The organism is Hanstruepera sp. CR43, assembly GCF_055227665.1.
This window is the reverse complement of record NZ_CP200078.1, coordinates 3,023,733-3,036,031: the sequence shown is the minus strand read 5'-3', so window position 1 is coordinate 3,036,031 and position 12,299 is coordinate 3,023,733. Positions and strand designations below refer to the sequence as shown.

11 protein-coding genes are annotated in these 12,299 nt (G+C 34.6%); 10 read left to right on the top strand and 1 reads right to left on the bottom strand.

The window, feature by feature from the left end; translation table 11 throughout:
• Positions 1-33 precede the first annotated feature (33 nt).
• The 7 genes from ACKXGU_RS13915 to ACKXGU_RS13885 all read left to right on the top strand — a co-directional run bounded on the left by ACKXGU_RS13915 (position 34) and on the right by ACKXGU_RS13885 (position 8,761).
• Complete coding sequence (locus ACKXGU_RS13915) at positions 34-2,826, top strand: gluzincin family metallopeptidase (protein ID WP_463465871.1); 2,793 nt, start codon at positions 34-36, stop codon at positions 2,824-2,826.
• A gap of 171 nt (positions 2,827-2,997) precedes the next feature.
• Positions 2,998-5,409: an alpha-ketoacid dehydrogenase subunit alpha/beta gene (locus tag ACKXGU_RS13910; protein ID WP_463465870.1), complete on the top strand. Its 2,412-nt coding sequence runs from the start codon at positions 2,998-3,000 to the stop codon at positions 5,407-5,409.
• A gap of 81 nt (positions 5,410-5,490) precedes the next feature.
• A complete protein-coding gene (locus ACKXGU_RS13905) occupies positions 5,491-7,092 on the top strand; it encodes a class I SAM-dependent methyltransferase (RefSeq protein WP_463465869.1) in 1,602 nt (533 codons plus the stop codon).
• Position 7,093: 1 nt separating this feature from the next.
• Positions 7,094-7,357 (top strand): DUF202 domain-containing protein, encoded by a 264-nt coding sequence (locus tag ACKXGU_RS13900; protein ID WP_463465868.1) that lies wholly within the window; start codon positions 7,094-7,096, stop codon positions 7,355-7,357.
• A complete protein-coding gene (locus tag ACKXGU_RS13895) occupies positions 7,358-7,837 on the top strand; it encodes a hypothetical protein (protein ID WP_463465867.1) in 480 nt (159 codons plus the stop codon).
• A 13-nt stretch (positions 7,838-7,850) separates the two neighbouring features.
• A complete protein-coding gene (locus tag ACKXGU_RS13890; RefSeq protein ID WP_463465866.1) occupies positions 7,851-8,429 on the top strand; it encodes a hypothetical protein in 579 nt (192 codons plus the stop codon).
• Positions 8,430-8,431: 2 nt separating this feature from the next.
• Positions 8,432-8,761 (top strand): hypothetical protein, encoded by a 330-nt coding sequence (locus ACKXGU_RS13885; protein WP_463465865.1) that lies wholly within the window; start codon positions 8,432-8,434, stop codon positions 8,759-8,761.
• 3 nt (positions 8,762-8,764) lie between these two features.
• Here ACKXGU_RS13885 and holA read toward each other — a convergent pair whose 3' ends face one another.
• Positions 8,765-9,769, bottom strand: coding sequence for a DNA polymerase III subunit delta (gene holA, locus ACKXGU_RS13880; RefSeq protein ID WP_463465864.1), 1,005 nt, complete (start codon positions 9,767-9,769; stop codon positions 8,765-8,767).
• A gap of 26 nt (positions 9,770-9,795) precedes the next feature.
• Between holA and ACKXGU_RS13875 the strand changes: the two genes are divergently transcribed.
• From ACKXGU_RS13875 to ACKXGU_RS13865, 3 genes are all read left to right on the top strand, one after another.
• Complete coding sequence (locus tag ACKXGU_RS13875; protein WP_463465863.1) at positions 9,796-10,242, top strand: type I restriction enzyme HsdR N-terminal domain-containing protein; 447 nt, start codon at positions 9,796-9,798, stop codon at positions 10,240-10,242.
• A complete protein-coding gene (locus ACKXGU_RS13870; protein ID WP_463465862.1) occupies positions 10,239-11,228 on the top strand; it encodes a glycosyltransferase family 2 protein in 990 nt (329 codons plus the stop codon). The genes ACKXGU_RS13875 and ACKXGU_RS13870 overlap by 4 nt, the downstream gene beginning before the upstream one ends.
• 96 nt (positions 11,229-11,324) lie before the next feature.
• A complete protein-coding gene (locus ACKXGU_RS13865) occupies positions 11,325-12,185 on the top strand; it encodes an OmpA/MotB family protein (protein ID WP_463465861.1) in 861 nt (286 codons plus the stop codon).
• The last annotated feature ends 114 nt before the right edge of the window (positions 12,186-12,299 follow it).

The window sequence follows — 12,299 nt, the reverse complement described above, 5'->3', positions numbered from 1 at the left end:
TTTCTATTAAGTCTGGTCCTATCCATAATGAATATGGTCGCTTTCACTCAAAATCAAATTGATGTGAAGGCCAAGCTAAATACTGATAAAAATCAGTTGAAAATAACCCAAACCATTACCTACTTCAATGAAACTTCAGACACCTTGCAATCCATTTATTTGAATGATTGGAGTCATAGTTACTCAACGAAAAATACACCTTTGGCCAAGCGTTTTTCAGAAGAATTCAAAACAGAATTCCATTTTGCCAAAAATGAAGACAGAGGTTATACTGTTGTTACTGCCATAAAACAAGACAATATTGAAATTGATTTCGAACGACTACAAAATCAGATAGATATTATTAAGGTTGATTTACTTAAACCCCTCAATCCAAATAGTTCTTACTCTATTGATTTAAGTTATATTGTTCAAATCCCAAATGATAAGTTTACCAGATATGGTGTAACCTCAAGTGGCGATTACAATCTGCGTTATTGGTTTATTACACCAGCAGTTTACGATGGTGCTTGGCAATACTACAGCAACAAGGATTTAGACGACTTATATGTTCCAAAATCAAACTTGAGCTTGGAATTAATATGTCCAAAAAACTTTTACGCTGTATCCGAATTAAACCAATCAGGCTACAATCAAATAGATGACAATCAAGTGTTTACTTTCACAGGAAAAGATCATGTCAACTCCAAGTTATTCATTAACAAAAATTCTAATTTCAGACAAATTGAAACTGATTTTTTTACTGTTGTTTCCAATATAGATGATGAAGAACTAAACCCTCTAAATAAGGCTTTAATTACTGATAATATTGCATCTTTTCTATCAAAAAACCTTAACATATATCCGCACCAAAAATTATTGTTAAGTGATATTGACTATCGAAAAAGTCCGATTTATGGCTTAAACCTATTACCTGATTTTATTCGGCCTTTCCCAGACAATTTTCAATATGAACTAAAAATATTAAAAACGGCATTACACAATTATTTGGAGAATGTCCTTTTGATCAATCCTCGAAAAGATCAATGGATTTTGGATGGAATCCAGACCTATTATCTCATGAAATATGTTGATGAATATTATCCGGATATGAAATTGGCTGGCACATTGTCCCGTATTTGGGGATTAAAATCATTTCATGCAGCACAATTGGACTTTAATTCTCAATATAGCTTTCTATATATGCATATGGCTCGTGGAAATATAGATCAACCAATTAGTATGCATAAGGATTCATTACTGAAATTTAATGAAAATATTGCCAATAAATATAAAGCTGGTGTTGGGTTAAAATATTTGGAAGATTATTTGGGGCACAATTCTATAGATTTGACAATCAAGGAATATATAGCAACCCGAAGTTTGAAAAACACCAACACCAGGGATTTTGAACAACTTCTAAAATCAAAAACCGATAAAGATTTGAATTGGTTTTTTACTGATTATCTGCAAACAACCAAAACTATTGATTACACCATTTCAAATGTTTCCCTAAAAGGAGATTCCTTAAGAGTAACTATAAAAAATAAGGATGAAGCTATTGTTCCAATTTCGCTTTTCGCGATGATAGACGATGATGTGAAATCAAAAATATGGATTGATGCTGTAAAAGATTCTGCCACTATAATCATCCCTAATCAAGGTTACACCAAACTTGTATTAAATCAAGACTTCGTAGTCCCCGAATTTAACATGAGAAATAACACCAAGTCATTAAAAAATGGCCTCTTTAATAGACCAGTACAAATACGCTTGTTAAAAGACATTGAAGACCCAAAATACAATCAGGTATTTTTAATGCCTATAGTTGAATTTAACAATATATACGATGGGATTGTCTTGGGTGTGAAGGCTTACAACAAAACGGTATTAAAAAAAGCCTTTAATTATAAAATTGCCCCACAATACGGATTAAAGTCCAAATCATTAACGGGTGGTGCTTCTGTGGAGTATAACCAATATATCAACAACTCGGATAATCTATTTTTAATTCGTTACGGCGTTGGTGCCAGCTATTCAAGTTATGCTGATGATTTGTTCGTTACAAAATTTACTCCTGGAATTCAATTTCAGTTTAGGGACAATACCAATTTGAGATCCAACAAGAGAGACTATTTGTCATTTCGATATATTGGCATAAATAGAGATGAAGACCCCAATGCCATCTTAACATCTGAAGCTGTAGAGCCAAACTATAGTGTATTCAATGCACGATTTAATCATGTTGATAGAGATTTGGTTGATTTTTCATCTTGGTTTGCCGATTTACAAATAGCCAAGAACTTTGGAAAAGCAGCATTCAATTATGAGTACCGAAAATTAACCGAGCGCAACCGAAGATATCATTTAAGGCTTTTTGCCGGTGCCTTTTTATATAATAAGACCTATCAGGATTCAGACTTTTTCAGTTTTGCTTTGGATAGACCAACCGACTATTTATTTGATTATAACTACTATGGTCGTTCTGAAAGTTCGGGCCTTTTCAGTCAACAATTGATTATTGCCGAAGGCGGATTTAAGTCTCAACTTGACCCTGGCTTTGCCAATCAATGGATTACAACTATAAATGGTAGTACCACTATTTGGAAATATATTATGGCCTATGGAGATATCGGTCTTTTAAAAAATCATGGTTCTGATGCCGAGTTTGTCTATGATTCTGGTCTTCGATTTATTTTAGTAGAAGATTACTTTGAAATATTCTTTCCTGTTTACTCCAATTTAGGATGGGAAATATCCCAACCAAATTATGATCAAAAAATCCGATTCATTGTTACTCTGGATTTTAAAACCCTATTAGGGCTGTTCTCCAGAAGATGGTATTAACAAGTTGTTTCACCAATACATTATTCTTAATGAAATTGCCGTAATTTAATTATTGTTGAAATAATCGTAAAAAATAATCTCATTTTTTAAATTATATTCAATTTTATAACACTTTTCAACGTTGGAAATCTTACCATTATTAGCTACCTTTGCAAAAATACCTAGCGATATATGCAAACAAATTCAACCATAAAAAAAGACCTGTCTTTTGAAGATTTTAAAGCAGAAGTTTTTAACGACTATAAAATAGCTGTAACTTCTCGTGAGTGTAGTCTTCTTGGTCGACGTGAAGTCCTCACTGGCAAGGCCAAGTTTGGTATTTTTGGTGATGGTAAGGAAGTCCCGCAATTAGCATTGGCCAAAGCCTTTGAAAATGGTGATTTCCGTTCAGGTTATTACAGAGACCAAACCTTTATGATGGCTATTGGAGAGTTATCGATCGAGCAATTTTTTGCTGGATTATATGCCAATACCGATTTAAAGGAAGAACCTATGTCAGCCGGAAGACAAATGGGAGGTCATTTTGCAACACATAGTTTGGATGAAAATGGTAACTGGAAAAATTTGACACAACAGAAGAATTCCAGCGCTGATATCTCTCCTACTGCTGGCCAAATGCCGCGTTTATTGGGTTTGGCACAGGCTTCTAAAATTTACAGACATGTTGCAGGCATTAACGCCACTAATTTCTCGGTAAATGGCAATGAAGTTGCTTGGGGAACCATCGGTAATGCGAGTACGAGTGAAGGTTTATTCTTTGAAACCATCAATGCAGCTGGTGTTTTACAAGTTCCTATGGTCATGAGTATTTGGGATGATGAATATGGTATTTCAGTGCATGCCAGACACCAAACGACTAAAGAAAACATTTCAGAAATTCTGAAAGGATTCCAAAGGGATGAGAATCATAATGGTTATGAAATACTATGTGTTAAAGGTTGGGATTATGCAGCATTGATTGAAACCTATCAAACAGCCTCAAAGATAGCTCGAGAAGAACATGTTCCTGTGTTAATTCATGTACAAGAACTAACGCAACCTCAAGGACACTCAACATCTGGTTCTCATGAACGATATAAAGATGAAAACCGATTGGCTTGGGAGGCTGAATACGATTGTAATGCCAAATTACGCGAATGGATGATTGCCAATGGCATAGCTACAGACGAAGAATTATCAGTCATTGAAAAGGATATTGCAAAATCTGTTCGAGATGGTAAGAAAGCTGCTTGGACTGCGTTTACCAAACCCTTAAAAGATGAACAAAACGAGCTGGTAGCAATCTTAAAAGAAGTAGCAAATACGAGCCCTAACAAGGTTTTTATTGAGAAACTGACCAATGATTTAGCCGAAATAAAAGAACCTATCCGGAAGGAAATACTGTCTACTGCAAGAAAGGCACTGCGCTATGTTGTTAATGAAACATCTGCTTCTAAAACTAGTCTGGTATCCTGGATTAATAATTACATGGAAACCATTCAACCTAAATACAGCTCACATTTATATTCAGAGTCGACAAAATCGGCTTTAAATATTGCTGAAGTTAAACCAACTTACAATGACAATGCTGAAGAGGTAGATGCGCGATTGGTTATTCGTGATAATTTTGATGCTATTTTTAGCAAATACCCAGAAACATTGGTTTTTGGAGAGGATGCTGGTCACATTGGTGATGTTAACCAAGGTCTGGAAGGCATGCAGGAAAAATATGGTGAGTTACGTGTATCGGATGTTGGCATCCGTGAAGCAACTATTCTAGGTCAAGGTATTGGAATGGCTATGAGAGGACTACGTCCAATTGCTGAAATACAGTATTTAGATTATATTCTATATGCGCTCCAAATCATGAGTGATGATCTGGCTACCCTGCAATATAGAACCAAAGGTCGCCAAAAAGCACCGCTCATTATTAGAACACGTGGACACAGATTGGAAGGTATTTGGCATTCCGGCTCTCAAATGGGAGGTATTATTAATTTAGTAAGAGGTATCCACGTATTGGTGCCTAGAAATATGACCAAAGCTGCAGGGTTTTATAATACGTTGTTGGAAGGTGATGAACCCGGTTTAATTGTGGAATGTTTGAATGGTTATCGATTAAAGGAAAAAATGCCAACGAATTTAGGTGAATTCAAAACACCTCTAGGCGTTGTAGAAACCATTAGAGAAGGCGAAGACATCACATTGGTATCTTACGGTTCAACGCTTCGTATTATTGAGCAAGCAGCCAAAGAATTAATGGAAGTGGGCATCGATGCTGAAATTATAGATGTACAATCGTTATTGCCATTTGATTTGAATCACGATATTGTCAAAAGCGTTTCCAAGACTAATCGTTTAATGGTCATTGATGAAGACGTTCCTGGAGGTGCTTCTGCATTTATTTTAAATGACATATTAAACACTCAAAATGCTTACGAGCATTTGGACAGTAAACCTGTAACATTAACAGCACAGCAGCATAGACCAGCTTACGGAACTGATGGTGATTACTTCTCAAAACCATCTGTTGAGGATGTTTTTGAGGCCGTTTATAAGGTATTTCATGAAGTTAGCCCAGAGGATTTTCCGAAATTGAGGTAAGATTTAAATCATTATATTATTACAAACCTTTCAGCTATATGTTGAAAGGTTTTTTTATATTTATAAGCCAACACATGCTTCATGCTCACAAAAACCAATAAAGAACAACTTCGGGGAACTATTTTTAAACATTTAGATGGTATTGCAACCGCCACAACAGCCTATACTTTATACAAAAAGGGTATTTTAAAATCGTTATTGGAACAGAAATCCGTTTCTTTAGATGAATTGGCAAAAACTTTTAGGGCCAACGAGGGTTACTTGAATGTTGCGCTTCGTATACTCTGTTCTCAAGGATGGCTCGTACAGGAATTAGACAACAAAAAAGACACCGTTTCATACAGCATTAACGGTGTTAGCAAGAAAGCTTTTGAAATGGCACCATTATATGAAGAAGCCGTTAAACTATTAAATTACTCGGTAAGCTTTCCTGACGAACGAATCGGAACTGATGCGTTTATAGCTTTAGAACGTATTTTTAATAACTATGTCAATCGATTCGGTCTAGAAGCACCTAATATTAACTCCCTTGAAAATCAAATCCTCAAACATATTGAAGGTTGCATTGTAGGTCCCATCATAGTTCTGTTAGGTGTAAATGGTCTTTTTCACAAGTATTTTATGGAGGCTTCCTTTACAGCTGAAGAATACCACAAAAACCCAGAAAGTTTTAAGAAAATATTGGATTTCTTTGCTCATTTAGGTTGGTTTAACAAAAAGAAAAACACGTACCAGTTTACGGATGAAGGGCTATTTTTTGCCAAGCGAGCTTCAGCCTATGGTGTTACGGTTTCTTACCTACCCACATTTGTAAAATTAGATGAACTGATTTTTGGTGATCCATTGATTCTAAAAAATGACAATCCCGAAGACACTGAAAAACACGTCCATAGAGAAATGAATGTCTGGGGAAGTGGTGGAGCCCATTCCACCTACTTTAAAGTCATAGATCAGGTCATTATCGAATTATTCAATAAGCCCATAGATGAACAACCTAAAGGTATATTGGATATGGGCTGCGGAAATGGTGCCTTTATCCAACATATTTTTGATGTTATTGAGCACCAGACGTTACGTGGAAAGCATTTAGAGGAACATCCCCTATTACTAGTTGGTGCCGATTTCAACAAGGCTGCATTAAAAGTCACAAGAGCCAATTTAATTAAAGCCGATATTTGGGCCAAGGTTATCTGGGGAGATATTGGCAGACCCGATTTACTAGCCAAAGACCTTAAGGAAGATTATAACATAGAGCTTCGTGATCTTTTAAACGTAAGGACCTTTTTGGATCACAACCGTATTTGGGAAGAACCCCAAAACAAAACCAATAGAATTAGTACTTCAAGTGGTGCTTATGCGTATCAAGGAAAACGCATCAACAACAATCTTGTTGAAGATTCCCTTCTGGAACATTTAATAAAATGGAAACCCTATGTAGAGCGGTTTGGTTTATTGGTCATTGAATTACACACCTTAAACCCTAATTTAACAGCCAAAAATATTGGTGCCACCGCAGCCACAGCTTATGATGCCACACATGGCTACAGCGACCAGTATATTCTTGAAGTTGCTGTTTTTATTAAAATAGCAAAAGAAGCTGGTTTGTTTCCTGATGAAACCTATTTTTCAAAATTTCCTGATAGTGAATTGGCCACAGTGAGTATTAACTTATTAAAAGGCTAATATGGAAGAAAAAAATGAATTGATAACACGTGACTGGTTAGCTATAGAAAGAACCAAACTAGCCAATGAACGTACTTTTTTAGCTTATTTCAGAACATTCATTGTGATTTTGGGAACGGGTATTACCATTCTAAAAATTGAATTCTTCAGTGATTTGAAATCATTTGGATGGATACTCTTGTTAATCTCGCCAATCATCCTGCTTATTGGAGTCTTTAGATTGTTCAGGGTTAAAAGAACCATTAGGAAACACTATAAATATTAAATGAAAGCTGAATCGGTAGTCACAATAAAAAAGGATTTGCAATTTCGTTCACATGATGAATTGATGCAGTTATGCCTGCGATTGGCAAGGTTTAAAAAAGAGAACAAAGAACTGCTCACCTATTTGTTGTTTGAGGCTCACAATGAAGAAGATTACGTTAACAGCATAAAGGTTGAAATCGATGAGCAGTTTGACAATATCAATACAGCCAGTTATTTTTATATCAAAAAAAGTGTACGAAAGATTTTAAGGACAATAAAGAAATATGCTAGATATTCCCTTAAAAAAGAAACCGAAGCCGAATTACTGATCTATTTTTGCGAAAAATTACAAGCATTCTCTCCATCCATAAAACAAAATGTTACCTTAACCAATATTTTCAACAGACAAATTGCAACTATTAAAAAATTGATATCCTCACTTCATGAAGACTTACAATATGATTTCAACATGAAACTAAACACTTTTGACCAACCGTAAATACCAATGTATCATGAAAAAAATATTCCCCTTCATCATTCTAGTTTTATTGTTAATAAGTAACTGTAAAAATGATAAAGTCAAAGAAAGCAACGAAAGTTCCCCAACTAAAGATGAATCTGTTATAGTAGAACCTAAAGAAAAAGATAATTCAGCAGAAAAAATAAAAGCATTCTTAACTGATAATTACTTAAAAAACGATTTGAAGTTTTTAAAGGAAATCGATCGAAAATTCCAATATCATGAAGTTGATTTAAATCACGATGATCAAAATGAAATATTTGTGCGTTTTATGTCTCCATATTTTTGCGGAACTGGAGGATGTACTTTTCTTTTATTGGATTCAAACATGAATATTATAACCCAATTCTCGGTTACCAGAGCCCCAATATTTGTTGAACAAACTGATAAGAATGGTTGGTCCATTTTATTAGTTAAAGATTCCGGTGTTTTTAAGGAACTTGTTTATGAAAATGGATCCTACCCCAACAACCCATCGGTACTACCCAAAGCTCCTTACGATGCACCCAGTGGCCATGCATTGATTTTGTTTGATGAGAATTACAGTAATGAAGAAACCATAAACTATTAATTTTGAGTAAGTGGGAAGACAAACTTAAAGTCTATGACAATATTGTAAAACAATGTCCTAAATTTGAACGTAAAGGAAAAACCATGCCCTATACTTCAGCTAATGGCTATATGTTTTCATTGCTAAATAAAGCAGGTGAATTTGGAATTAGATTAGATAAAAAAGATGGTGAAACTTTTAAAGAAGAACATCAAACAACAAAATTTATGTCTTACGGAGCAGTCATGAAAGATTATGTGTTGATACCAGAACAATTAATGGATAATACAAACTTTATGATAGACTTATTAAACAAAAGTTATGAATATGTTATGAGCTTACCCGCAAAATAACGCTTAAGCCATCACCTTGACAATCATTTCTTTTAATAAATCCTTCTGCGGAATTGCGTTAGCGCCAACACCCTTACTTTTAACATCAAATTCTCGTAAGAGCCCTATAATATTACTCACTTTTTTCATAGGATAGTTTCTCGCTGCAACAATATACTCTTCTGTGAAGTAAGGAGATATTTTTAATGCCGAAGCAACACTTCGAGGTGATTTATCATTTAAACCATGAAGATGAAGTAGTTTGGCAAAGTAGGTATGTAAGAACCCAACTGTTACAACCATTGGATTGTCCTTTGGGTTTTCACCAAAATACTTGACTATTTTATGCGCTTTCAAAACATCGCGCGCTCCTATGGCCTTATGCAATTCAAAATTATTGTAATCCTTACTAATACCTATGTTTTCCTCAATCAATTCGGGTGTAATTTGAGTGCCTTCTGGCAATACAATTTTGAGTTTATTCAATTCATTACTGATTTTACTTAAATCAGTACCAAGAAATTCCGTGAGCATTTGAGAGGCTTTAGGTGTAATGCTGTAATTCTGCCCAGCCAAAACACGGCTAATCCAATTGGGCACTTGATTATCATATAATTTCTTACTTTCAAAAACAACACTGTTCTTTTTAAGTGCTTTGTAAAGCGATTTACGTTTATCCAGTGTTTTATATTTGTAGTTAATAACCAGAATAGTAGTTGGTTGCGGTTGAGAAGCGTAGGCAACCAGACTTTCAATAGTCCTAGACAATTCTTGGGCTTCTTTAATAATAACCACTTGATATTCTGCCATCATAGGAAATCGCTTGGCATTAGCAATAATGTCGTCTATGGAAACATCGCGGCCATACAACACCATTTGATTAAACCCTTTCTCCTCTTCAGACAGAACAGTTTCCTGAATATAATCTGATATCCTATCAATGTAATAGGGCTCTTCACCCATTAAAAAATAAATAGGCTTCAGGTTTCGGTTTTTAATGTCACTAACTAATGCTTTAACTTCATCCATTCAAAAAAAATCACCAAATTTGTGTAGTGCAAGAATTACAATTTCCTACATATACGTTTCGTTTCAAAAATAACGAAAATAAAGTATCTATTTTTGATCCTATACGTAAAAAATTCGTGATTTTGCAGCCTGAAGAATGGGTCCGGCAACATTGTATTCAATATCTAACCCAAGATAAAGGCTATCCTATTTCACTGGTAAATGTAGAAAAGGAATTGCGAGTCAACGATTTAAAAAAACGTTATGATATTGTGGTTTATAATTCAGACGGCTCCATACATTTGGTTGTTGAATGTAAAGCTCCCCATATCCTTATAAATCAAGAAACATTTGATCAAATTGCCCGATACAACTTATCTTTGAATGCATCGTATCTTATGGTCACCAACGGATTAAATCATTATTATTGTCAAATGGATACGGAATCGGAACGCTATAATTTTTTAAAGGATATTCCTGTTTATTACAAATGAAAGTAGCTATTGTTATATTGAATTGGAATGGTAAAGCATTACTTGAGCAGTTTTTGCCTAGTGTACTCTCCTATTCTCAAAATGCTGATATTTATGTTGCCGACAATGCCTCCAACGATACTTCCGTAGAATTTTTAAAATCCACATTCCCCAGCGTAAAGATTATTCAAAATTCAGATAACGGTGGTTATGCAAAAGGATACAACGAGGCATTGAAATTTGTCGATGCGGAAGCTTTTTGCTTACTCAACAGTGATGTTGAAGTAACACCCAATTGGTTAGACCCAGTAATCAAAGAATTTAATGCTGATCCTTCAACAAGTATCATTCAGCCAAAAATTCTGGATTACAAAAATAAATCCTGCTTTGAATATGCAGGTGCTGCCGGAGGATTTATTGATAAATTTGGATACCCATATTCTCGTGGTCGCATATTCAACACTATTGAAAAAGATGAAGGCCAATATGATGACAATACTGAAATCTTTTGGGCTTCTGGTGCTTGCATGTTCATAAAAAAGGAAGTGTTTGATAGTTTAAATGGATTTGACGAATCCTTTTTTGCACATATGGAAGAAATCGATTTATGCTGGAGAGCATTTAATTTAGGATATACTTCAAAATTTGTCCATGAATCTGTTGTATATCATGTTGGAGGTGCCACGCTTCAAGAGAGTAATCCACAAAAAACCTATTTGAATTTTAGAAACAGTCTTTTTATGCTAGTTAAAAATGCCCCAGGAGACGTTTTTGTTCTGGTAATTGTTCGGTTACTTTTAGATGGTTTAGCAGGTATTAAATTTTTATTTGATTTAAAGCCAAGACACATAGCTTCAATTCTAAAAGCACATCTTTATTTTTACAGCCATTTACCAAAATTGATCAAACAAAGAAAACAACTAAAAAAGCGTTCAAACTACTTTAAAACAAACTCTATTGTTTGGCAGTATTATTTGAAAGGAAATAAGCGATTTAATTGTTTATAAATTTGTTAAAGTTTTTGTTAATAAGCTTCAAACGAATTGTTCTTTTCTATAATTTTGGTATGTTAATTAATAACAACTAAACCATATTATTTCATTATGAAAAAATTAATTTTATTGAGTATCTCTGCCATGTTTCTTTTAGGGTCCTGTGTTTCTAAAAAAGAATATGCTGCTTTAGAAGCGAAACAAAAAGAAACTCAAGATTTATTGAACACGGCCACCGTTAAACTAAACACCTGTTTGGAAGAAAGAGCCTCTGCTACAGCAAGAGCCAATAGCCTTGAAGATAGAATAGCTGACTTACGGAGATCTAATGAGAACTTAATTCAAAGTAACAAAGACCTAACCATTTTAACTTCAAAAGGTGCTTCCAATGTTGAAAAAACGTTGGAAAGCATGAAGGAAAAAGACTTGAAGATATCGCGCCTACAAGATGCTATCACCAAAAAAGATAGTGTTATGTTAGCTTTAGTAACCAGTTTGAAGAAGGAAGTTGGCATCAACGATCCAGACATTGAAGTTAATGTTGAGAAAGGTGTTGTATTCATTTCTATTGCAGACAAATTATTATTTAAGAGTGGTAGCTATGTTGTAAACGATCGTGCAAAAGAAGTATTAGGCAAAGTAGCTAAAGTTGTTAATAGCAAGCCTGATTTTGAGTGTATGGTTGAAGCCCATACCGATCCAGTACCTTACAACAAACCTCCTCTAATTGATAACTGGGATTTAAGTGTTAAGCGTGCAACATCTGTTGTTCGTGTACTAGAAGACCTAGGGGTTAATTCTGGAAAATTAATTGCAGCAGGACGTTCACAATACGTTCCAATTGCTTCTAATGATACAGCTGAAGGTAAAGCAGCCAACAGACGTACACGTATCGTGATCCTTCCTAAAATTGATGAGTTCTACGATATGATCGAGAAGGAAATGAAAAATCTAGAAACTGCCGGAAACTAATTCCAGAAGCTATAAAGTTTATAAAGCTCAACCGAAAGGTTGGGCTTTTTTTTTAGAACAAAATATTTTCAAACAACTCAAATATTCCAAAAGAAAAAATAAAGGAAATAAAAA